18 protein-coding genes and 3 pseudogenes are annotated in these 21,763 nt (G+C 60.7%); 16 read left to right on the forward strand and 5 right to left on the reverse strand.

Annotated elements, in window-relative coordinates:
• Positions 1 to 42 precede the first annotated feature (42 nt).
• The gene (locus JFU37_RS03135; RefSeq protein WP_201112805.1) at positions 43 to 1,050 is read right to left on the reverse strand and encodes an AraC family transcriptional regulator; all 1,008 of its coding nucleotides are present in this window, start codon (positions 1,048 to 1,050) and stop codon (positions 43 to 45) included.
• Positions 1,051 to 1,217: 167 nt separating this feature from the next.
• On the opposite strand from JFU37_RS03135, the gene JFU37_RS03140 reads away from it, so the two are divergent.
• The 4 genes from JFU37_RS03140 to JFU37_RS03155 all read left to right on the forward strand — a co-directional run bounded on the left by JFU37_RS03140 (position 1,218) and on the right by JFU37_RS03155 (position 3,775).
• On the forward strand, positions 1,218 to 2,069 hold the full coding sequence (locus JFU37_RS03140) for a 3-hydroxybutyryl-CoA dehydrogenase (protein WP_201112807.1): 852 nt from the start codon (positions 1,218 to 1,220) through the stop codon (positions 2,067 to 2,069).
• Positions 2,056 to 2,715: a TetR/AcrR family transcriptional regulator gene (locus JFU37_RS03145; protein WP_201112809.1), complete on the forward strand. Its 660-nt coding sequence runs from the start codon at positions 2,056 to 2,058 to the stop codon at positions 2,713 to 2,715. The genes JFU37_RS03140 and JFU37_RS03145 overlap by 14 nt, the downstream gene beginning before the upstream one ends.
• A gap of 90 nt (positions 2,716 to 2,805) precedes the next feature.
• A complete protein-coding gene (locus JFU37_RS03150) occupies positions 2,806 to 3,219 on the forward strand; it encodes a VOC family protein (protein ID WP_201112811.1) in 414 nt (137 codons plus the stop codon).
• A 127-nt stretch (positions 3,220 to 3,346) separates the two neighbouring features.
• On the forward strand, positions 3,347 to 3,775 hold the full coding sequence (locus JFU37_RS03155) for a hypothetical protein (RefSeq protein WP_201112813.1): 429 nt from the start codon (positions 3,347 to 3,349) through the stop codon (positions 3,773 to 3,775).
• 126 nt (positions 3,776 to 3,901) lie between these two features.
• Here JFU37_RS03155 and JFU37_RS03160 read toward each other — a convergent pair whose 3' ends face one another.
• Together JFU37_RS03160 and JFU37_RS03165 are read right to left on the reverse strand one after the other, a co-directional pair.
• Positions 3,902 to 5,245 carry a sensor histidine kinase gene (locus tag JFU37_RS03160; RefSeq protein WP_201112815.1) on the reverse strand — a complete coding sequence of 448 codons (1,344 nt, stop codon included), beginning with the start codon at positions 5,243 to 5,245 and terminating at the stop codon, positions 3,902 to 3,904.
• Positions 5,242 to 5,901 (reverse strand): response regulator transcription factor, encoded by a 660-nt coding sequence (locus JFU37_RS03165; protein WP_201112817.1) that lies wholly within the window; start codon positions 5,899 to 5,901, stop codon positions 5,242 to 5,244. Before JFU37_RS03165 ends, JFU37_RS03160 begins: the two co-directional genes overlap by 4 nt.
• A gap of 131 nt (positions 5,902 to 6,032) precedes the next feature.
• Between JFU37_RS03165 and JFU37_RS03170 the strand changes: the two are divergent.
• The 5 genes and pseudogenes from JFU37_RS03170 (at position 6,033) to JFU37_RS03190 (ending at position 10,846) form a co-directional block, all read left to right on the forward strand.
• Positions 6,033 to 6,356, forward strand: a pseudogene (locus JFU37_RS03170) (PepSY domain-containing protein).
• Positions 6,357 to 6,450: 94 nt separating this feature from the next.
• Positions 6,451 to 6,921 carry a DUF2271 domain-containing protein gene (locus JFU37_RS03175; RefSeq protein ID WP_201112819.1) on the forward strand — a complete coding sequence of 157 codons (471 nt, stop codon included), beginning with the start codon at positions 6,451 to 6,453 and terminating at the stop codon, positions 6,919 to 6,921.
• Positions 6,922 to 6,947: 26 nt separating this feature from the next.
• Positions 6,948 to 9,128 (forward strand): PepSY domain-containing protein, encoded by a 2,181-nt coding sequence (locus JFU37_RS03180; RefSeq protein ID WP_201112821.1) that lies wholly within the window; start codon positions 6,948 to 6,950, stop codon positions 9,126 to 9,128.
• A complete protein-coding gene (locus JFU37_RS03185; RefSeq protein WP_201116385.1) occupies positions 9,118 to 10,083 on the forward strand; it encodes an FAD:protein FMN transferase in 966 nt (321 codons plus the stop codon). The genes JFU37_RS03180 and JFU37_RS03185 overlap by 11 nt, the downstream gene beginning before the upstream one ends.
• Positions 10,084 to 10,144: 61 nt before the next feature.
• Positions 10,145 to 10,846, forward strand: a complete 702-nt coding sequence (locus JFU37_RS03190; protein WP_201112823.1) for a VIT1/CCC1 transporter family protein — start codon at positions 10,145 to 10,147, stop codon at positions 10,844 to 10,846.
• Positions 10,847 to 10,900: 54 nt separating this feature from the next.
• On the opposite strand, the pseudogene JFU37_RS03195 reads toward JFU37_RS03190, so the two are convergent.
• Positions 10,901 to 11,197, reverse strand: a pseudogene (locus JFU37_RS03195) (ABC transporter permease subunit); the annotation flags it as partial.
• Positions 11,198 to 11,336: 139 nt separating this feature from the next.
• Positions 11,337 to 11,468: pseudogene (locus JFU37_RS30560) on the reverse strand (DNA polymerase V subunit UmuC); the annotation flags it as partial.
• A gap of 216 nt (positions 11,469 to 11,684) precedes the next feature.
• Between JFU37_RS30560 and JFU37_RS03200 the strand changes: the two are divergent.
• The 7 genes from JFU37_RS03200 to JFU37_RS03230 all read left to right on the forward strand — a co-directional run bounded on the left by JFU37_RS03200 (position 11,685) and on the right by JFU37_RS03230 (position 21,710).
• Positions 11,685 to 12,449: an aldolase/citrate lyase family protein gene (locus JFU37_RS03200; protein ID WP_201112825.1), complete on the forward strand. Its 765-nt coding sequence runs from the start codon at positions 11,685 to 11,687 to the stop codon at positions 12,447 to 12,449.
• Between the two features lie 22 nt (positions 12,450 to 12,471).
• On the forward strand, positions 12,472 to 14,577 hold the full coding sequence (locus tag JFU37_RS03205) for a TonB-dependent receptor family protein (RefSeq protein ID WP_201112827.1): 2,106 nt from the start codon (positions 12,472 to 12,474) through the stop codon (positions 14,575 to 14,577).
• Between the two features lie 75 nt (positions 14,578 to 14,652).
• Positions 14,653 to 15,852, forward strand: a complete 1,200-nt coding sequence (locus tag JFU37_RS03210) for an ATP-grasp domain-containing protein (protein WP_201112829.1) — start codon at positions 14,653 to 14,655, stop codon at positions 15,850 to 15,852.
• A complete protein-coding gene (locus JFU37_RS03215; RefSeq protein WP_201112830.1) occupies positions 15,849 to 17,630 on the forward strand; it encodes an IucA/IucC family protein in 1,782 nt (593 codons plus the stop codon). Before JFU37_RS03210 ends, JFU37_RS03215 begins: the two co-directional genes overlap by 4 nt.
• Entirely contained in the window at positions 17,615 to 18,757 is a 1,143-nt protein-coding gene (locus tag JFU37_RS03220) for an MFS transporter (protein WP_201112832.1), read from the forward strand. Before JFU37_RS03215 ends, JFU37_RS03220 begins: the two co-directional genes overlap by 16 nt.
• Positions 18,754 to 20,529: an IucA/IucC family protein gene (locus JFU37_RS03225; protein ID WP_201112835.1), complete on the forward strand. Its 1,776-nt coding sequence runs from the start codon at positions 18,754 to 18,756 to the stop codon at positions 20,527 to 20,529. The genes JFU37_RS03220 and JFU37_RS03225 overlap by 4 nt, the downstream gene beginning before the upstream one ends.
• Positions 20,526 to 21,710 carry a type III PLP-dependent enzyme gene (locus JFU37_RS03230; protein WP_201112837.1) on the forward strand — a complete coding sequence of 395 codons (1,185 nt, stop codon included), beginning with the start codon at positions 20,526 to 20,528 and terminating at the stop codon, positions 21,708 to 21,710. The genes JFU37_RS03225 and JFU37_RS03230 overlap by 4 nt, the downstream gene beginning before the upstream one ends.
• The last annotated feature ends 53 nt before the right edge of the window (positions 21,711 to 21,763 follow it).

Below are 21,763 nucleotides of genomic sequence, written 5' to 3' on the forward strand. Positions count from 1 at the left end.
TCAGCGAAAAATCCGACAGGAACTCAATCGCAATCCCACGTTTTACTCCTGAAACCGCGCCCGATACTTCCCCGGGCTCTCCCCCGTCCACTTCTTGAACGCCCGATGAAACGCACTCGGTTCCTGAAACCCCAGCTGCTCGGCAATGTCGCTGATGCTCGCCCGACTCTCGCGCAGTTGCTCAAACGCAACGCCCCGCCGTACTTCGTCCTTGATCTCCTGATACGAACAACCTTCACGTTCCAGTTTTCGGCGAAAGGTGCTGGGGCTCAGGTGCTGTTCCAGGGCGAAGGCCTGCAAGGTCGGCCATTCGCTGTAGTGGCTGCGACGCAGGCGCTGATGGACCTGCGATGCCAGACCATGCTGGTTGCGGAAGCGGATCACCAGCCATTGAGGGGCGGTGCGCAAAAACACTTTCAGCGACGCCAGGTCCTGAACCACCGGCAGGCGCAGGTAGTGACTGGCGAATTCGATTTCGGTGTGCTCGGCGCCAAACGTCAGGTTGGGTCCCCAGAGTAAACGGTCATCGCTGAGCGGCACGCGTTCATGCCGAAAATCCGCGCGATCGATGGGGATTCGCCGGCCGCCCAGCCAGCACAGCAAACTGATCATCAACACCAGAAACGTCTCTTCGCCGAACCGGCTGGCGTCGTTGTTCTGTGCGTGGGTTTCCAGGCTGATCACTGCACGTTTGCCGCGCACGGTCAGCGTGCCGCGAAAATCCCGCAGGAACAGGGCAAAGTTGGCCAGGCATTGGCGCATGGCTTTGTGCAGATCAGGCTCCTGAATCAGCGCCCGGCAGATCAGGGCAAAACTGCCGGGCGGCATGCCATGGGAGTCGAGCCCGAAGAACTCGTCATTCAGTTCGCGGATCTGAATCAACCACAGCGCGGCAAATGCGCTGGCCGGTACGCGCGCGGTGGGCTGCGCGATCAACGCCGGGTCGATGCCTGCCTGCTCAAGCGCAGCCCGCAGACGCTGAGGATTTTCCCCCTGCCCATGGATCATTGCCTGCACGAAGTAGGCGGCCACCGAATCCTTTTCCCGCATGTGAACGTTTCTCTCCTCATCACCTGAAATGGCAAAAAACACCAGAGCCGTTGAACAGTTTCGGCATAGGACAACCGCCCAGTCAGCTCTAGACTCGCGGCCAATAGTACGCCTTCGTCCGTTGCGGCGGCCAAGGTATCGCAGGGTTTGACCGGAAGGACGGGAACATGAATCTGCAAAACATTGGCGTGATCGGCGCGGGCACCATGGGTAATGGCATTGCGCAAGTGTGCGCCCTGGCCGGCTTCAACGTGACCCTGCTCGACATCTCCGAGAGTGCCTTGCAAAAAGCGGTCGCGACCGTCGGCAAAAACCTCGATCGGCAGGTCGCCAAGGAAACACTGACGCAAGAGCAAAAGCTCGCGGCCCTGGACAAGATTCGCACCAGCACCGACTACAGCGCCCTGCAGAGCGTGCAACTGGTGATCGAAGCCGCGACCGAAAACCTCGACTTGAAACTGCGGGTGCTGCAACAGATCGCCACGCAGGTCAGCGCTGAGTGCGTGATCGCCTCCAACACGTCATCGCTGTCGATCACCCAGCTGGCTGCCAGTGTCAGCCAGCCTGAGCGTTTCATCGGCCTGCACTTCTTCAACCCGGTGCCGGTGATGGGCCTGATCGAAGTGATTCGCGGCCTGCAAACCAGCGACGCCACCCACGCCCTGGCGCTGGACATGGCAACCACGCTCGGCAAAACCGCGATCACCGCCGGCAACCGCCCGGGTTTTGTGGTGAACAGGATTCTGGTGCCGATGATCAACGAAGCGATCTTTGTGTTTCAGGAAGGCCTGGCCAGCGCCGAAGACATCGACGCCGGCATGCGCCTGGGCTGCAATCAGCCTATCGGCCCGTTGGCCCTGGCGGACCTGATCGGCCTGGACACCTTGCTGTCGATTATGGAAGCCTTCCATGACGGCTTCAACGACAGCAAATACCGCCCGGCGCCACTGCTCAAGGAAATGGTCGCCGCCGGTTACCTGGGACGCAAAACGGGGCGCGGCTTCCATGCCTATGCCTGAGCGTTGCACACGTTTCGCCGAATACCGGGACAAAGTGCTGGAATTATTCGCCAGCAAGGGCTTCGGGCAGGTCGGCATGCGTGAGCTCGCGACGTGCCTGGGGCTCGCCCCAGGCTCGCTGTATCACCATTACCCCAGCAAGCAGCACTTGCTGCTCGACCTGATCGAGGAGTTCTACGAAGAGCTGCTGGCAACCCTCGGGCGCATCGAACAAAAGGCTCCGGCGAAACGCGACAGACTCAACAGCCTGATCCGCGCGCATTTGAATCTGCATCAGGAAATGCCCTGGCATTTTCGTCTGGTGGAACGTGACAGCGGCTGCCTGAATGAAGAGCAACAGGAACGGGTCCAGCAGTTGCGCGAGCAGTACGAACGCAAGGTGCTCCAAATGCTGGGCGTGCGCCCCCGCATCAGTGAGCAGCGTTTGTTGGCCACTGGCCACGCCATTGCCTCCCTGCTCAACAGCGCTCCCGGTTGGTTGGCGCAACATTCGCTGGATGAACACGAGCGCGATGAACTGCTGGAAAGTCTGGTGAGTGGCGCCATCGAGCGCTTGCTGGCGCCGCGACGCGCGCTGGAAGCAATAAGCCTTGCCCACCCTATAGAAAAATCATCTAAAAAAACGCCGACACCTGCCGCGATTTAGCGCTTTGCTACCCGGGTCAACACTCATCGGAATTCACTGACGAACCCGACGTCAAACCGGTGTGTACCCTCAATGACCGGGAGCGCAACCATGAAAATCAATCCCTACCTCATTTTCAACGGCGACTGCAAAGCCGCCTTCACGTTCTACGCCCAAAGCCTGCCAGGCAAGATCGAAGTCATGATGACCTTCGGCGAAAGCCCTGCTCGCGAGCACCTCCCCGCGGACCTCCACAACCTGATCATCCACACCCGCCTGCTGGTGGGCGACCAGGCGATCATGGGCTCGGACACCACACCCGATCGCCCCACTGACGACATGAGCGGCTGTTCGATTTCGCTGAATGTCGACAGCATTGCCGAGGCTGAACGAGTCTTCGCGGCATTGTCGGAGGACGGCAACGTGCAAATGCCCCTGGAAGCGACCTTTTGGGCCGCGCGCTTCGGAATGCTGGTCGATCGGTTTGGTGTGTCGTGGATGGTGAATTGCGAGAAAGATCAGTGAAACTGACTTTTTCAACGGGTTAAAAAGCCCAACCCCAACAGGTTGGGCTTTCTGGCAACTCCCGGACCGTCTGCTAATGTCAACAAGCCAGCCCGAAGAGCAGCGGATTTTCAGGAGGAAGCGCACCATGCCTGCCCATGACGTGCCTTGGTCCACCCGTTTCAAACTATCAATGTTGGCGGGGGGCCTCACTGCCGCCTTGCTCGCGCTCAGTGGTTGCGCGACTGTCGATGCGCAGACCACCGCCTATGTTGGCGTCGAGCATCCCGCACCAACGCTGGCCAGCGAGGTGACGGTGCTGCGCACCGAACCCCTTCGCCCCCATGTGCGCTTGGGTGAAGTGCTGATCGACGCCAGCGTTGACCCCGCGCCGCCCATCACCCAGGTCGAAGAAAAACTGCGGGAAGAGTCGGCCAAGCTTGGCGGCGATGCGGTGGTGGTGGTCTACGACCATATCCAACCGGTGGCCGCTTATGTCACCGGGCCGCTGTGGAGTCGCGACATCGAAACCATCCAGGGCCGGAAACTCAAAGGGATTGTGATCAAGTATCGGTGACGTCCAAACCACAGCGTGATTTTAATTCCGGGCTGCTGTCATCGGATGATTGAAAACACAGGGGTCTGATCGGAAGTAAGGGCAAGCCGATTCATGTCGATAACGCCAGCGTCTGCCAGGCAGCCCTCAGCCTTCGATAACCGACGCGAGCGGTAACCAGACGCACACTTCGAATCCCTCCCGTCGACCTGTTGCAGGGGATACCAATTTCATTCTCGCGTTGACCCCCTGCACAATGGTTTTGGCAATCGCCAACCCCAATCCCGAGCCGCTGACTTCACTGTGACCGCGCACAAAGCGCTCGGTCAGGTGCTGCAACACCGACTCCGGCACCGCCGGGCCGCCATTGACTACCCGCAGTTGTGCCTGTTCGGTGAGGCTGACTTCGATCGGTTGCTCCGTTGAGCCGTACTTCAACGCGTTCTCAATCAGGTTACGCAACAAGATGCCGAAGGCGTCCGGGTCAATGGTCGAGTACACGCTGACCGGCCTTGGCAGCTGCAACTCAATGCGCTGCCCGCTGCGTTGGTTCCACTCATTGACCCCATGGGCCAGCAACGGAATCAGGTCCTGAGGCGTTTCGGACAACAGTCCACCGCCCTCGGCCTTAGCCAGCTGCATGAGCTTTTCCGAAAGCCGTGCCAGCTCGCGCAACGCATTTTCGATCTTCGCCGCACGCACTCGCAACGGGCCTTCGGGCGCCTCGTGGTGCAACCGCTGGATCTGCGCCAAAGTCGCGGCTAGTGGCGTGCGCAGTTCATGGGCGCAGTTGGCGGTAAAGCTGCGTTCTGCCTCAAGGGCCTTGCGCAAGCGCTCCAGCAGGTGGTTGACCGCCTCGGCCAACGGATCGATTTCTGCCGGCAGACGCGCCACCTTGATCGGCGACAGATCACCCACACCACGCGTCTCAACAGCACGACGATAAGCCAAAATACTGCGCAGGCTGATACGCACAAATAACCAGGTGCCTAACAGGCTGATGGGAATCAGCGCCAACAACGGCAATAACAAGGCAAACAAGGCTTCCCGCGCTGCCTCACGTCGATGGTCAAGCGGCTCGGCGATCTCGATGAACAGCGTCTCACGCAACGCACTGGCACCATACAGACGGTATTTTTCGGAGGTGGAAAAACCTTCAGTCGGTTGTTGATTGAAGATCTTCGGGTTGGCGTCGTGGGACTGCATCAGGATCTTGCCCTTGGCATCGCGCACCAGGTACGACAGGTATTCCTTGTGCGTTTTCAGGGTAGCGACGTGTTGTGCCTCACGGGGTTCTTCCCGGTTGCTGATTTCCAGCACGGCCAGAGGCAGGATGCGTTGTGCAGTCTCCTCCAGCGCGCTGTCGAACGCCTCGTTCAATTCATGTTGCACCACCAGCCAGGCGCCAACGGTCGCACCCAGCCAGAGTAAGGTCATGCCCAGGGTTAACCCCAGGCCGAGACGTTTTTGCAGGCTGAAAGACAGCGTCATATGGACATCAATCGGTAGCCCATGCCGCGCACGGTTTCAATCAGGTCACGCCCCAGTTTTTTACGCAGGCGACTGATGTAGACCTCAATGGTGTTGCTCTCGATTTCGGCGCCGAAAGCGTACAGCCGCTCTTCGAGCTGTGACTTCGACAGTAGCGCGCTGGGGCGCTGGACAAACGCTTCGAACAGCGCCCACTCACGGGCTGTCAGGTCCACGGTGGCGCCGGCACGCTGCACCGTGCGAGCGTTCATGTCGATCTGCAATTCGCCAAGTTTGATCTGCGGGTTGGGGTTGCCGCTGTAGCGTCGGGCCACCGCCGCCACACGGGCCGAGAGCTCGAACAGGTCGAACGGTTTGACCAGGTAGTCGTCGGCTCCGGCATTGAGGCCGGCGATGCGATCGGAGATCTGATCCTGCGCGGTCAGGATGATCACCGGGGTCACCTCTCCGGCGGAACGCTGCTCACGCAAAAAATCCAGTCCGCGACCGTCCGGTAGCATCAGGTCAAGCAGAATCAGGTCGTAAGGCGTGGTGCGCACGCTATTACGCGCATGGTCCAGGCGCTGCACCCAATCCACGGCGTGGCCGTCATCGGCGATCTGTTCGCGCACCGCCTCGCCCAACGCTGGTGCGTCCTCGACCAATAAAACCCGCATCTGGCACCTCCTGTGATGGTTGTTGTGCAGCACCTTAATCGACTTACCTGACGTGAATCTGAAGATTCAGCTGGTTGTCAGGAATGCACCTTAGGGTATGCCACAGACGCCGCCCCGGCGGGAGACAGATCATGAAATCAGGTTTTATTGCCAGTACCGCGCTGTTGAGCCTTGTGCTCAGCGGCTATGCCTTGGCCGATAACCACTGCAACGAGCCGGTCAGCGACTGGCAACCGCGGGAAACCTTGCGTCAACAGGTGGAGCAGCAATACGGCTGAAGCGTGCAACGGATCAAGGTCGATGACGGCTGTTACGAGCTCAAGGGACTGGACCGTAAAGGCAATGCAATCGAAGCCAGTTACTCGCCGGCATCGCTGCGCCTGCACACCCTGCAGATCCGTTTCCGGGACGATGGCGATGCCAGGGATTACCTCGCCAGCCCGACCACCGAATGACACCGGCCAACGGCTGATGATTTTTACTGAGTTTCAGGTTGCTGTCAGCAAGCAGGTCCAGGCTCTCGACCTAACGATCAAAAGGACACCCCACATGAAAAAAATCATCGCAGCAACCTGCCTCGTCGGCGCCATTGCCCTGCCGGGGCTGGCCCAGGCCCGTGAAGTGACCTTGACCACCCAGCTCAAAGACTACAGCGGCAATGATGCCTACCTGGCGATCTACGTCACCGACGCCACCGGCCAATACCAGAAAACCCTCTGGGTGGCTGGCAAGAAGGCCAAGTACTACAAGCACCTGGCCGACTGGGCCCGTGGCAGCGGGATGAACCCGAGCGAGTTTGACGGGGTCAGCGGCGCCAGTGTCGGTAGCGGACGCACACTCAAAATCAGCGTCGAGCTGGCGGACACGCTGATCGATGCCGGGTATCAGATCCGCATCGACAGCGCCGTCGAGGATAAACGTGACGCCCGTGCTGATGTGAACGTACCCCTGACGTCCAAAGGCGCAGGCAAGCCGGCGGCCGGCAGCGCTTACGTCGAGTCCTTTACTTACGATCTGTAGCACCCGCTATTTTCTGGAGGCTGAACATGCTTCGTCAGTTCCATTCACTGCCCGGCCTGATCGCTGCCCTGTTGGTCATGCTCTTGTCCATCAGCGGTGCGGTATTGTCCGTCGATCCGGCTCTGGAACGCTTGCACAGCACCCCCACCACAGCCGGACAACTCAACGTCGGCCAGTTGGCCGGGCGCGTTGCCAATCACTTCCCGGGTGTGGAGCAGATCCAGCGCACAGCGTCCGGGACGGTCATCGTCTACTACAACCAGAACGGTCAGGCCGGCGCCGAAAAGGTCGACCCGCTGACCGGCCAGGGTCTCACACCTTACGAGCCGTCCGCCTTTTCACGCTGGATGAAAGACCTGCACCGCTCGCTGTTCCTTGGCACACCGGGCCATGGCGTGTCAGGCGTCGGCGCACTGTTCATGCTGTTGCTGTCGGTGTCCGGCGCGCTGTTGCTGGCCCGGCGCCTGGGCGGCTGGCGCAACCTGCAGCGGCCACTGCGCGGCAACTTCAGCCAGCGCTGGCATGCGGAAGTCGGGCGACTGGCTTTGCTCGGGCTGCTGCTGTCGGCACTGACCGGGCTCTACATGTCCGCCAGCACCTTCGGTTTTATCGCCGACGGCAGTCAGAGTGAACCGGCCTTCCCCACTCATGTCAGCGCCGGTCCGGCCTCGCCGGTGGCAAACCTGCAAGCCTTGCAGGCCACCGACCTCAATGACCTGCGCGAGCTGGTTTACCCAAGCCCCGGCAACCCGCAAGACGTGTTTTCCCTGCGCACCGCTCAAGGCGACGGCTACGTGGACCCGGTCAGCGGCGCCTTACTGTCCTATCAACCTCACGACTCGATGCGCAACCTCTACGAGTGGATCTACCAGCTGCACACCGGTGCAGGCCTCTGGTGGCTGGGTCTGCCGCTCGGACTCTGCGCCCTGTGCGTGCCTTTGATGAGCGTGACCGGCATCCTGCTGTGGTGGCGCCGCCGCAAGGCCGGCCCAAACATCCGCCACAATAGTCCTGCCCGATCCGCCGACAGCGTGATTCTGGTGGGCAGTGAAAACAACAGCACTTGGGGCTTTGCGAAAGCCTTGCATGACGCCTTGCATCAGGCCGGTCATCAGGTGCATAGCGCTTCAATGAATGAGTGGACAGGCGATTACCGCAACGCCGAGCGCGTGTTCATTCTGACCGCGACTCACGGTGACGGTGATGCACCGGCTTCGGCTTCGCAGTTCCTGGATCGGCTGACAAAAGTCGGCCTGAAACCTGGCCAGTCGTTCGCCGTGCTGGGCTTTGGTGACCGGCAGTTCCCGCAGTTCTGTCAGTTCGCCCATCAGGTACAGGAGGCCATATCGCAGGCCGGTGGCTCAGCGTTACTGGGGCTGGAAACCGTCAACCGCCAGTCCTCTCAGGAATTTGCTCGCTGGGGCCATGCATTGGGCGACGTGCTGGGGCAGGAACTGATGCTGGCCCATACCCCGCAGCGACCACAGACTCATCAAGTGGCGTTGACCGAATGCATCGTCTACGGCGAACAGGTCAATGCGCCAACCCGCGTCCTACGCTTTGAAGCGCCGAGCACGCTGCCAGGATTTGAGGCCGGTGACCTGCTTGGGATTCTGCCCCCGGGCAGCCCGGTCCCACGTTTCTACTCGCTGGCCAGCCGTTCGGAAGACGGCGTGTTGGAGATCTGTGTACGTAAACACGACGGTGGCGTGTGTTCGCAATTCCTGCATGACCTGCACATCGGCGCGTCGATCGAAGTCTTTATCCAGCCCAATCCGCAATTTCGTCCGGCGTCGGGCACACACCCGGTGATCCTGATCGGTGCCGGTACTGGCATTGGTCCGCTGGCCGGGTTTATCCGCAACAACAAGGCCCGGCACCCGATGCACCTGTATTGGGGCGGGCGCCATCCGGCCTCTGATTTTCTCTATGAACCGGACCTCAACCGTTACTTGGCGGACCGACGCCTCACCGCATTGCGCGCCGCGTTCTCCCAGGCTCAGGACCGCAGCTACGTCCAGGACCGGCTGATCCACGATGCCCTGGCCTTGCGTCGCTTGATTGAAAAAGGCGCTCAGGTTCTGGTGTGTGGCAGTCGGGAAATGGCCAAAGGCGTAATGCACGCCCTGGATGAAGTACTCGCCCCTCTCGACCTGAGTGTGCTGATGCTCAAGACACAAGGACGCTACCGTGAAGATGTCTACTGACCTGCAACGCTACAGCCTGAATGGCGAGACCATGGGAACCCGTTACACCGCCCTGTTCTATGCCGAGGCCGGGATCGATACCGACGAAATCAGCCACAGCCTGGCGTGCGCCGTGGGCCGGGTGGACCAGCAAATGTCGACATGGAAACCCGACTCTGACCTCAACCGCCTCAATGCCGCCCCGGAGCAGGAATGGCTGACAGTGCCCGAGGAATTGACCACGGTTTTGTCCGCCGCATTACGGGTCAGTCAGCAATCCAACGGCGCCTTCGACATCGCCATCGGCGACCTGGTGGATGCCTGGGGTTTCGGCCCCGGCGAACAGACGATCACCGCACAGGCACTCGGCACTCTGCCGCCGCGCGACCGATTGCCTGCCAGCGCGGCGTTGATGGTGGACCCGCAACGCCATCAGGTGCGCAAACGCGCGCCGCTGAACCTCAACCTGAACGGTATCGCCAAGGGTTTTGGCGTCGACGAGCTGGCCCGATGCCTGGACGGTTTTGGCATCACCCGCTATCTGGTCGGCATCGACGGCGAGATGCGTGCCCGTGGCGTCAAACCGGATGCACAACCCTGGGTCGTGGCCATTGAAAAACCCTGCCGGGGCGCACGTGAAGTCATGGGTGTAATGGAACTCAGCGATGCCGCCATCGCTACGTCCGGCGACTATCGGCACTGGGTCGATGTGATGGGTCAGTCCTATGCTCACACCATGAATCCGGCCACCGGTGCCCCGCTACGCAACCCGCTCGCGGCCGTCACTGTGGTCGCGGCCTCGTGCATGCTCGCCGATGCCTGGGCCACGGCGCTGATGGTATTGGGCGAAACCGAAGGCCCACGCCTGGCACAGGAACGCGGGATGGATGCGTTGTTCGTGCAGCGTGACGGTGAACAGTTCAAGGAAATATCCATTGTCGGCGGTCAGTTGCAGGCGCAGATTGAAACGCGCTAACGCCGATTGCCAGGCAATGTGAAACGTTGAACCGCCTAATGACAGTGAGTCCCGTTAAACAATGAAATTCATGCACAGGCACACCGAGTCCCACCGAAGCGATCGTATCGGCTGGCTCCGCGCCGCCGTCCTGGGGGCCAATGACGGGATCGTCTCCACCGCCAGCCTGATCATCGGCGTCGCCGCAGCCAACGCCAGCCACACGACCCTCCTGGTCACCGCAATGGCGGGGCTGATGGCCGGTGCCATGTCCATGGCCGCCGGCGAATACATCTCCGTACACTCCCAAGCCGATACCGAGCAGGCAGACCTGTCCCGCGAACGTGCAGAACTGGCAAGCCACCCGAAAGCCGAACGCCTCGAACTCGCCACCATCTACATGCATCGTGGCGTAACTCCCGAACTGGCCCATCAGGTGGCCGATCAATTGATGGCCCATGACGCGCTGGGCTCTCACGCCCGGGACGAACTGGGCATCAGCGAAACCCTCACCGCCAAACCCTTGCAGGCCGCCCTGGCCTCCGCCGCCAGTTTTGTGGGGGGCGCCGTATTGCCTCTGGCAGTGACGTTTGTCGCACCGGAGCACAGCGTCGTGCCCTGGATTTCAGGCATGTCATTGGTGTTTCTCGGGACACTGGGCGCCATCGCCGCCAGGGCCGGCGGGGCCAAGGTCATCACCGGCGCCTGGCGAGTGACATTCTGGGGCGCTCTGGCCATGGGGATTACCGCATTGGTCGGGCACTTGTTTGGTGCCGTGGTCTGATTCACGTATTGCGAAGCGAGAGCCAGAACAGGCCCTCGCTGTTTGCAGTCAATTTCAGCGCTTGAGTTTGCGCTTGTTGCGGTATTGGTCGATGACCACCGCGACCACGATGATCAAGACCTTGATGATGTCCTGGAGGTAGGCATCGACCCCGACGAACGTGAACCCGCTGGCCATCACCCCAAGGAGCAGTGCGCCGATGACCGTGCGGGTGATGCGCCCCACTCCGCTCGCCAGTCCCGCCAGCAACCCGGCGATGCTGTAGACGATTATCAGATGGCGCTTGACGTTAATACCGGACGTGCGCGCCGCCTGCATGTTGCCGCCTATGGCGTAGGTGTACGCCGAGTGTGGATCATGATCACGTAACTCCCTCGATTGACTGAAAGCTGATCCTCCAATCCATCTGAAATCAACTCTAGATGCTTCTGCAAAAGTACGCGCCAGCCCAGCCCGAACATTACCTCCTTCCCCCCGGCATGCTCTCCATACCGAACATGCGGCTGCAGCAAATCACCTGCGTCGGCGGATCTGTCTCATCCGGCTCCAGGTAAAGCTTTATCTGGCGTCCAACGCCCAAGACCTCAGAGACGTCGGTATTGCGTAGCACCCAATCGCGCTTGTGCGCGGGATTTACTGGCTGTCTATCCCGGTATGGGTTGGTGGAGAACCCGTCCGCTATAGCTTGATCATTTTGTGGCACCTAAATGAACAGCATTACACCCCCCAAGCGAGGGGTTTTTTATGAGGCCAATCACGAACCTAAAACTAAATAATGTTTACTTATATTTGGGAATGATTATTATTACTGAGTACTCAACCCAAAGGACTTGCGTTAGTGATACGAACCTCTCCGGTGTTTTCCCGGTTACAAGAAGGGAAAAACGTCTACGGCCTGCTCAACTCCCTACCTTCACCGATGCTCTGCGAAATGCTCGCGTTTGCGGGCTACGACTTCGTGATTCTCGATCTTGAGCACTTACTGCGCTCCGAGGAAGACATCATGCATTGTGTTCGCGCTTGTGAGGCCGCTGGCATTTCGCCTTGGCTGCGCATACCGCAAGTGGACGAAAAACTGATCGGTCGGGTACTGGATGCTGGCATCGAAGCCATTGTCCTTTCACGCACCGAAAGCGCTGCGCAAGTTCAGCGCGCCATTGAAGCGGCCTTCTTTCCACCCATGGGAAAACGCGGAATAACCGGCGGACGTATTACCGGATTCGGTCGCCTGCCATTACCCGAATACATCGATCTGGCCAATCGTCAGACCCCCATTGTTCCCATGATCGAAAGCGCCGCCGGGGTCGACGCTCTCAGCGAGATCCTGCAACTACCGGGGGTCGGCATGATCATGGAAGGCGCACTGGATCTGTCGCTCGATCTCGGTCTGGGACCCGACCCGCTCAATGCTCAAGTCTGGCAATCGCTGCAATACATGGCCGATGCCTGCCTCACTGCCGGAATACCTTTCTGCGCAAACCCCCGCACGGCTGAACAGAACGCGCTGTGGCGCGCTCGCGGTATCAGAAGCTTTCTGGCCGGTGAAGATCGGGGCTTGCTGCATAACGCATTGAAAGCCCACCTGCATTCTCTCCAACAGTAAAAAATGAGCCTACGTAGCCCAGATGAAAACAACAAAATCCCTGCACTTTTCACTCAGCCTTATCACACTGGGCATCTGCCACGGTGCCATGGCTGCCGATCAACCCGCCGATTTGTCCACCGGACCTGCCAGTGACATGGAACTGGCACCCATGGTGATTCAGGGTGACGTTCTCGGGACGGCCAGCGATCAGGAGGTGCGGACCTATGCCGGCAGTCGCAGCGTTGTGGACTCCAGCGAACTGAGCAAAGCCAGCGTCCGCGGTGTGGACGACGCGCTGCAACGGGTACCGGGCATCAAGATCTTTGACGAAACCGGCACCGGCGCCTTGCCACAGATTTCGGTGCGCGGGCTGTACGAGAGTCGTAGCGGCCGGGTTCAAGCGTTGTCGGATGGCATTCCACTAGCACTGGCGCCGTACGGCCAGACAGGTCTGTCGCTGTTTCCAGTGACCATGGCCACGGTCGACCGTATTGATGTCGTGCGGGGGGGCGCGGCGGTGCAATACGGTCCGAACAACGTGGGCGGGGTGATTAACTTCATCAGCAAGCCGATTCCGCGCGAGTGGGAAACCACGCTGCAGGAGAAGTTGACATTCAACGCTGGCGGGCGCCAGTTGTGGGACAACTATGTGGGCACCGGCGGCTACCTGACCGACAACTTCGGCCTGCAACTGGACCTCAATACCCTGGGTGGCGAATACGGTCGCGAGCACTCCGACACCGATGTGCAGAACTACCGTCTGCGCGGCCAGTGGAACATCGATGACGATCGCGACCTGAGCTTCGGTATCCAGCGCTACAAGGCCGACATGGACCTGGCCGGAGCGCTCAGCGTGCGGGATTACAAGGATGATCCGCGGCAATCGACGCGTCCGCTGGACCGCTTCGAGGGCGACACCAATCGCGTCTGGGGCACCTACACCCAGCGCCTGGGCGCCATGGGGCCGTTCGACTCAGTAGAGTTCAGCTGGACCAACTTCGCCCATGACAGCTACCGCAACTTCGTGGTCGGCCTGCCGTTCACCCCGGACGGTACGGCGGTGACCAAACAGGACGGCCCTCGCGACTTTAAAGTCTGGGGCACGGAGCCGCGCATCAGCGCCACCATCGATGGCGACACTGTCGGCCAGACCTGGTTGCTGGGCGCCCGTTATGTCAGCGAAGACATCGACTACAAGGTCAACCGCCAGAGCCTCGCTACCGGCAAGACGGCGCCGTTCCGGGACTGGAAGTTCGACGATGACGCCCGCGCGTTCTACCTCAGCAACGCCATCAGCCTGCTCGATCATCGCCTGACCATCACCCCCGGCGTGCGCTACGAAAACGCCCACATGGATTACAGTGACGGCATCACCGGGTTCTCGCGCGAGAACAAATCCGAAGAATGGCTGCCGGGCCTGACCGTAGGTTATCAAGCGACCGACACCTGGTTCGTCTACGCCGACGCCCAGAAGTCCCTGCGTCCACCGCAAGTCACGCAGATCGTCAAGGAAGGCGATGTAGGCGCCGAACTGGCGTGGAACTACGAGACCGGTGTGCGCTATACCCCGTGGGACGGCCTGCGCGTCGACTTCGATCTGTACCGCATCGATTTCGACGACCAGATCGTCTACAACGCTACGACCGACCGTTTCGACAACCTCGGCAGCACGCGTCATCAGGGTTTCGAGACCGAGATTTTCTGGACGCCTGAAGCCATGCGTGATCTGGACCTGCACGCCAGCTACGCCTACCTCGATGCCAAGCAACGCAACGGCACGTTCAAGGACAACGAGGTGCCTTTCGCTTCGCGCAATCAGTTCACGGTTGACGGTCGTTACCGTTTCGCCGAGCACTGGACCTACAACCTCGACGGCTTGTACGTCAGTAGCGCGTACACCGATGCCGCCAACTCCGGCGATGAAGACGCCACTGCCAGCGTGGGCAAACTGCCTGCTTACTGGCTCTGGAACACCGCCCTCGAGCGTGAGTTCAAGCTGGCAGACAAGAGCGTCCTGACCGCGTCTGCGGGCATCAGCAACCTGTTCAACCGCGAGTACTACTTCCGCGGTATCGACACCAGTCCATGGGGTCGTCAACCCGCGCCCCAGCGCTCGCTCACCCTAGGCCTCAACTACCGCTTCTAAACCGCGCACTTGCGCCCCTGTAAACCAGTTGCCCGATCCTCCGGGACGGGCAACTGCTGCCCCCAGGGGGCTGCCATGCAACGTCCATTCATCATCCTTGCTCATGTCGCCCACCCTGCCATTCTCGAGGGCTTCCTGCCTGCCGCGCACAAACGCGGATTGCCGATCATGGTCATCACCGACCACGCTCAGGAACACCGGCGTTTGCTCGCCACCTCGAACATTTCGCCGGAACAGTTGCAGGTCATCGAATGTGATGTGTTCAATCCGCTAGCGGTCATCGAGACACTCAACGGTCAGGGCTTGCGCCCCGTCGCCGTGTTCTCCAACAGCGATCACCTGCAGACCGCGACAGCGATGGTGGCCGAGGCCTTCGAATGCCCTGGCAAGGACTGGCGGCTGTGCTATGCGGCGAAGAACAAGGCGGCCATGCGCGAGCGCATGCAACGTCTAGGTCTGCCCGGGCCATGGTTCCAGGTGCTCACATCGAACGCCAAACTGCCGACCGATGCGCCGTGGCCAGTGGTCGCCAAGCCTCGTGAAGGCGTCGCCAGCCTGGACGTCAGACTGTGCCACAACGCCGCCGATTTGACCGCTTACTGCGAGCAGTTCTGGCAGCAGCAACCGGATCGGGCGCTGTTGCTGGAGGCGTACATGGAAGGTCCGTTGTTCACCCTCGAAACCCTGGGCGACGGACGCAACCTGCAAGCCATCGGAGGCTTCGACGTCACCCTTTCACCGCCGCCGCATTTCGTAGAAATCGCCGCGCGCTGGAATGGACAGCTCAGCCGCGCCCAGCGTGCCGCCGCGCTGGCTCAAGTAGCCGCCTTTGGGGTCAATTTCGGTGTCTGCCACAGCGAATTCATTCTGACCGCTGAAGGCCCGGTACTGGTTGAGATCAACTATCGCAGTATCGGCGATGGTCGCGAGTTCCTGCTTGATCGGCTGCTGCCGCAGGGTTGGTTTGACCGCATCGTCGCTTTGCATTTGGGAGACAACCTGATCGACGCGCAACCGGCGCATGCCGTAGCCACCGTTCATTACCTTGTGGCCGACCGCTCCGGGCGTCTGGATCAGGCCAGCGCCAGCTTCAGCGTCGAACGTGAGGGCCATTGGTGCGATTACCGTGCACTGCACAATACCGGTGACACCCTGACCATCAGCCATTCCAACAAGGATTACGTCGGCGTACTGCGGCTGATCGCGCCGGATGACGCGAGCCTCGAAGCGCAACTGAATTCGACCCTGAACGACCTGAAGTGGGTGGTGGCATGAGCCTGCACCCGGAGGACGCGGATCAGGCGTTCATTACCCGACGCATCATCGATTGCTGCCTGCGCGAGGACATCCGTGGGATCGTCAGCAAAGGGCTGTTGGGTCGGTTGCCGGAAGAACTTGGCCAACACTTGCACCATCAGCCCGACGCCAGCTGGCTGCGAATCGCCCATCTGGGCGCCGACGAACTATGGCTGCCGGTGGTCAGGGCGTATCCGTTGCAGGACTGGATCGGTACGGGCGACGCCTGGATCAAGGTGTCGCCGCACAGCCACGGCGAGGTTCAACGCGGCTACCGGCTCTGGCTGGACCATCTGAGCCACGGTCTGGACGAAGAAAGTCTGACGCTGTTCGCGTCGTATCTGAAAGAAGCGGATTGCGCGACCGAACATCGGACCCTGTGCAATCAGGCGTATCACCAACATGCGCCCGCGCTGAGCGACGTGACTGACCTGAAGGACTGGTCACGGAGGCTGCTGAAGATCGATCAACTGGCGAGCTACCTGGATCACCCGTTCTATCCAACGGCGCGGGCCAAAAGCGGCTTCGATGCCGCCGCGCTCAAAGGCTACGCGCCGGAGTTTGCGCCGCGCTTCGAACTTAACTGGCTGGCGATTCCCAACAACGCCCTGACCCTGACCAGTCCGCAGCCGCCGCACTGGCCGGACTTCGAGGAAGTCGGCTTGTCACCGACCTTGCAAAACAGCCATTCATTACTGCCAGTGCACCCACTGACCTGGGGCGAGCTGGAGCAATACGGCCTGCCTGAAGGCACGCTCAAGGCTCCATATACCGCCATGCAGGTCGAGCCTACGCTGTCCGTGCGCACGGTGGCCTGCATCAATCAACCTCTGTGGCACATCAAACTGCCGTTGTTGGTCAGCACGCTCGGTGCGCGTAATTTGCGCCTGATCAAACCCAGCACCCTATACGACGGTCACTGGTTCCAGACCACCCTGCTGGCCTTGACCGAACGCGATCCGGCACTGGCGTCACGTTATCTGCACGTCGACGAAAAACACGGTGGCCATGCCGCCGAGAGTCGTCATCTGGCCTATATCGTGCGCCGTTACCCGACGGGGCTGGAGAACATCACACTGGTACCTGTCGCCGCGTTGGCCAGCCCGCTTGCCGATGGGCGCCTGTTCCTCGAACAACTGGCCGAGCGTTTCTACGCAGGTTCGTTGCAACACTGGCTGGACGATTATCTCGATCTGCTGCTGCAGGTCCATCTGCGACTGTGGCTGCAGTACGGCATCGCGCTGGAGGCCAACCAGCAGAACGCCGTATTGATGTTCGAACAAGGTCAGCCATTGCGCCTGCTGATGAAGGACAACGACGCCGCCCGCCTCTGGCCTCAGCGCTTCGCCACTGCCTGCCCGGATCTGGCTGATCTGCCGGCAGCCTTGCAGGATGAGCGCATTCGCGTCGACAGCAGCCAACCGCTGGCCGAGATGTTCTGCACCATCACCTTGCAGCTGAACATCGTGGCGATCCTGGAAGCGATAGCAACCGCAGGCCTGGCCCCTCGGTCCAGCCTGTACGGCACACTGCGTCAGCGTCTGATGACCTGTTTGCAACAACTCGAAGCCGAAGGCATCGACTGTCACGACGCGCGCCGATGGCTACTCGACAACCCGAAACTGCCGGTGAAATACCTGCTCAGCGCCGGCAGCCTGTTCAGCAAGGCGCATTCCGGTGCCAGCGACATCAACAAGTTCTATGGCTACAGCGCAGCGAACTTCCTGCTGGAGGATGCTCCATGCAACGGCGTCTGATCACCAGTGTCTTGCTGGGGCACTATCTGTCGGCCTTCACGGCGCTGGGTATTCCGTTGTACCTGCCGCGCATCCTCGCCGACCTCGCACCTGACACACCAGGCTGGGCCATCGGTGTGCTGTTCGTACTGCCGACACTCTGCACCGCACTGGCGGCGCCGATCTGGGGACGCTGGGCCGATCGCAACGGCTGTCGCCTGTCATTGCTGCGCGCCCATGCCGGCCTGTTCGCGGGCTTTCTGCTGGCAGGCTTCAGCCCCAATCTGCCGGTGTTCGTTCTGGCGCTGATCATCCAGGGCACCTTCGGCGGCGCGATGGCGGCGTCCAATGCCTACCTGTCGACGCAGTTCAAGGAGGGCGATCTGTCCCGCGCCCTGAACTGGACGCAGTATTCGGCACGGCTAGCGATGATCAGCGGTCCGATTCTGTTGGGGTTGCTGACCTCCCAAGGCTTGGGGTTAAGCCTGTATCGCTATCTGGCCTGGTTACCGCTGCTGGCCTTCGTGCTCATCCTGCCGCTGCCCAAGGACGCCCCCAAACATGCCTTGGCCACCAAAAAAGCCGAGGCATTGGGCGAACTGCCTGAAGACATGCTGCGATTGATGACGGTGCAGTTTTTGTTCAGCTTTGCGATGGTCGTCACCTTTCCCTACTTCGTGCCCTTCGGCGAGCAACTGAACATTGGCAACGATGCCTTGATCGGCGTGCTCTACAGCCTGCCGCATCTGGTTTATCTGCTGGCCCTGCCCTGGGTGCAGAAGCATCAGGGCAACCTGCTATTGCCGGGACTGGCGCTGCTGGCAATCAGTAACGCGCTGCAGTTTTGGAGCGTACAGGCTGAGCCGCTGTTCGCTCTGCGTCTGCTCAGCGGAGCCGGCATGTTGCTCAGTTTTGTCGGGTTGCACCGCTGCCTGAGCCAGCGCAGCCGCAAAGGCAGCGCCGGTCGCCTGTTCGGCTGGTTTGACTCCAGTGGCAAATGGGCCGGCACCGCTGCCGGTGTGACTGCCGCTCTGGTCAGTCAGACCTGCGGCATCGCGTCCCCCTTTCTCGTTGCGTGCCTGGCAGCCATGGCGGCCATGGTGCTCGCGCGCCCTCTAATGATGACTTCCCGGGAGATTCCGGCATGACGCTCGCTCTGAATACCGCATCGCAGAACACCGTATCCCTGCATGACCATGCCCTTGATGGCGAAGCCCAGCGGCATGCCATCGAGTGCCTGCTCAACTGCTATTTGCGCGAATACGCATCGCCGCGCAACGAAGTGAACCTGAACTATCAAGCACAGGATCTGCCGATGAGCCTGCGTCAGGCCAATAGCCGTTGCATCAGCATTCGCCTGCCCAGTGGCAGGTTGGTGGTACGCATCGACCGCGCCAGCCTTCTGGGTCGCTGCCACTACATCAGCGCCCCCTATTTCAAAGGCAACAACCAGAGCTGGCGACCGTTGAACGCCCCCGAACTGGCACGCCTGCTCTGTACCCCACTGAGTGGTGCCGAGCGCGTCGGCGAGATGCTGCAACAGGTCGCCAACAGCCTGCAGATCACCCGCACCTTTCTGCGTCATTCACGCCCGGCCAACGAAGCAGCCGACAGCCTGCTGGCGTCCGAGCAATACCAGCTTTGGGGCCACGCCCTGCATCCGACGCCGAAAAGTCGCGAGGGTATTTCCCATGACGATTTGCTGGCCTGCTCGCCGGAAGTCGGGGCGCGCTTTCAGTTGCACTGGTTCAAGGTCGATCCGACGCTGATTCGTCATCAAGGCGAGGATCCGCGCAGTACGCTGCGCCAACTGTCGGGGCGCGACGACGCCTATCCGTGCCATCCCTGGGAAGTCGCCCGCGTGCTTGCCGACCCGCTGGTACAGCGTGCGCAACAACAGGGTTTGATCGAATACCTCGGCCCCCTGGGTCAAGCCATGTACCCGACGTCGTCGGTGCGCACGCTCTACCATCCGCAGATGGCCTATTTCATGAAGTTCTCGATGCACGTGCGCCTGACCAACTGCGTGCGCAAGAACGCCTGGTATGAACTGGACAGCGCCGTCGCCCTCACTCGTTTGCTCCGCCCCGTCATAAGCGAGTTGGCGACGCAACAACCGGGTTTCATGTTGATGCCCGAGCCCAGTGCCACCAGCCTGGACCTCAGCGCCCTGGGTACGCTGGAGGAGGCTCGCGAAGTCACCGAATGCTTCGGTATCGTTTACCGGGAAAACCTTCCTGTCGCCGACCGCGAGCGCTATCAGCCGCAAGTGGCAATGGCGCTGTTTACCTGGGATCAACAAGGTCGCAGTGTCTGCCGCCCACAGGTACAGCGCTACGCCGACAATACTGGCTTGACCATTGAGGAAGCCACGCTGAACTGGCTGGATGCCTATGCCGGTCAGATGCTCGGCGGCGTGCTGTATTGCCTTTTCCGTCAGGGCGTGGCGCTGGAGCCGCATTTGCAGAACACGGTCATCGGCTTCGCTGAAAACGGACTGCCCCGCCAGGTCTGGATTCGCGATCTGGAAGGCACCAAGCTGGTCCCTGAAATCTGGCCCGCCGAACGGCTGAGTGCGCTGGATGAACGCACCCGCAGCTCGGTGTACTACAGCGCGCAAAAGGCCTGGCAACGAGTGGGTTACTGCGCACTGGTGAACAATCTCGGCGAAGCGATCTTCCATCTGGCCAACGGCAGCGGCCCGCTGGAACAACAGTTGTGGGGGCGAATCGGCGACCTGCTGCTCGCGCAATCCACGCGTCTGGGCCATCCGACAGAACTGCGTGAGCTGTGCGCTGGCGCGCCCTTCCCAAGCAAGGAAAACTTCATGACGCGCCTGATGATGCGCGCCGACCGCGAGGCCGGTTACACCTTACTGCCCAGCCCACTGGCGATTATTGAACAGAGGAAACACGCATGAGTCTTCCTGTCGCCGTCACCCGACGCATCGAGCAGCTCAAGACTGAACACGACGCGCCTTTGTGCGCCTATGTTTACGACCTGCCTGCCCTTGAACGGCACGTAAAGGCGATGCGTGAGGTATTGCCCGAAAACTGCGAATTGTTCTACGCCGCCAAGGCCAATCCGGAAGCCCTGGTGCTGAAAACCCTGGCGCCGTGGGTGGACGGTTTCGAGGCTGCCTCGGGTGGCGAACTGACGTGGCTGCATGAGCAGTGCCCCGACCAGCCGCTGATCTTTGGTGGCCCCGGCAAGCTCGATCGTGAACTGGACATCGCCCTGCAGTATCGGATTTCGGCGTTTCACGTGGAGAGCGTGACCGAGCTGCGCAGTCTGGCACGCATCGCCCGCGAACGCGGTGAGCGGGCTCCGGTGATGCTGCGGCTGAATCTGAAGCTGGCCCGGACCCCACAGAGCCGATTGGTCATGGGCGGAAAACCCACGCCGTTCGGTCTGGATGAAGAAGGTCTCGCAAGCGCCCTGCAATTGCTGCGCGAAGAGCCGTCTCTGGAGCTCAAGGGACTGCACTTTCACCTGCTGTCGCACCAGCTGGATGTCGACGCGCACCTTGAACTGATTCGCAGCTACTTCCTGACCTTCCGCCAGCTGTGCGCCGACCACGACCTGCAACTGCCGCTATTGAATGTCGGCGGAGGAATGGGCATCAACTATCAGGACGCGGCGCAGTCGTTCGACTGGCCACGGTTTTGTCAGGGCCTGAAGGGGTTGATCGATGAGTACGACATGGACGCGACCCGCATACGTTTCGAGATCGGCCGCTTCATCAGCGCTGCATGTGGCTACTACGTCATGCAGGTGCTGGACATCAAAAGCAGCCACGGCGAGTTCTTTGCCATCGGACGCGGCGGTACTCATCACTTCCGCACGCCTGCTGCTCAAGGCCACGACCATCCGTTCACGGTACTGCGAGGTTCTCAGCCGGCACAGATCAGCGATCAGTCCGTCACGCTGGTGGGCCAGTTGTGTACGCCAAAGGACGTTCTTGCCAGACAACAACCGGTGGCGCAGCTAGCGATTGGTGACCTGCTAGTGTTCACCCTCGCGGGCGCCTATGCCTGGAACATCTCGCACCAGAACTTCCTGATGCACGAACCGCCGTTGAAGGTTTTTATCGAGGGCTGATTCCACGCTATTGGCAGCCTCTGTGCTGCCATTCCCGTATCTGACCACTACAT

The sequence above is a fragment of the Pseudomonas sp. TH41 genome, from assembly GCF_016650695.1.
GTDB lineage: Bacteria > Pseudomonadota > Gammaproteobacteria > Pseudomonadales > Pseudomonadaceae > Aquipseudomonas.

Bases quoted from the DNA above. Each gene is read 5' to 3' on its own strand.
- JFU37_RS03135 (WP_201112805.1), bottom strand. From the start codon at position 1,050: ATGCGGGAAAAGGATTCGGTGGCCGCCTACTTCGTGCAGGCAATGATC.
- JFU37_RS03140 (WP_201112807.1), top strand. From the start codon at position 1,218: ATGAATCTGCAAAACATTGGCGTGATCGGCGCGGGCACCATGGGTAAT.
- JFU37_RS03145 (WP_201112809.1), top strand. From the start codon at position 2,056: ATGCCTATGCCTGAGCGTTGCACACGTTTCGCCGAATACCGGGACAAA.
- JFU37_RS03150 (WP_201112811.1), top strand. From the start codon at position 2,806: ATGAAAATCAATCCCTACCTCATTTTCAACGGCGACTGCAAAGCCGCC.
- JFU37_RS03155 (WP_201112813.1), top strand. From the start codon at position 3,347: ATGCCTGCCCATGACGTGCCTTGGTCCACCCGTTTCAAACTATCAATG.
- JFU37_RS03160 (WP_201112815.1), bottom strand. From the start codon at position 5,245: ATGACGCTGTCTTTCAGCCTGCAAAAACGTCTCGGCCTGGGGTTAACC.
- JFU37_RS03165 (WP_201112817.1), bottom strand. From the start codon at position 5,901: ATGCGGGTTTTATTGGTCGAGGACGCACCAGCGTTGGGCGAGGCGGTG.
- JFU37_RS03175 (WP_201112819.1), top strand. From the start codon at position 6,451: ATGAAAAAAATCATCGCAGCAACCTGCCTCGTCGGCGCCATTGCCCTG.
- JFU37_RS03180 (WP_201112821.1), top strand. From the start codon at position 6,948: ATGCTTCGTCAGTTCCATTCACTGCCCGGCCTGATCGCTGCCCTGTTG.
- JFU37_RS03185 (WP_201116385.1), top strand. From the start codon at position 9,118: ATGTCTACTGACCTGCAACGCTACAGCCTGAATGGCGAGACCATGGGA.
- JFU37_RS03190 (WP_201112823.1), top strand. From the start codon at position 10,145: ATGAAATTCATGCACAGGCACACCGAGTCCCACCGAAGCGATCGTATC.
- JFU37_RS03205 (WP_201112827.1), top strand. From the start codon at position 12,472: ATGAAAACAACAAAATCCCTGCACTTTTCACTCAGCCTTATCACACTG.
- JFU37_RS03210 (WP_201112829.1), top strand. From the start codon at position 14,653: ATGCAACGTCCATTCATCATCCTTGCTCATGTCGCCCACCCTGCCATT.
- JFU37_RS03215 (WP_201112830.1), top strand. From the start codon at position 15,849: ATGAGCCTGCACCCGGAGGACGCGGATCAGGCGTTCATTACCCGACGC.
- JFU37_RS03220 (WP_201112832.1), top strand. From the start codon at position 17,615: ATGCAACGGCGTCTGATCACCAGTGTCTTGCTGGGGCACTATCTGTCG.
- JFU37_RS03225 (WP_201112835.1), top strand. From the start codon at position 18,754: ATGACGCTCGCTCTGAATACCGCATCGCAGAACACCGTATCCCTGCAT.
- JFU37_RS03230 (WP_201112837.1), top strand. From the start codon at position 20,526: ATGAGTCTTCCTGTCGCCGTCACCCGACGCATCGAGCAGCTCAAGACT.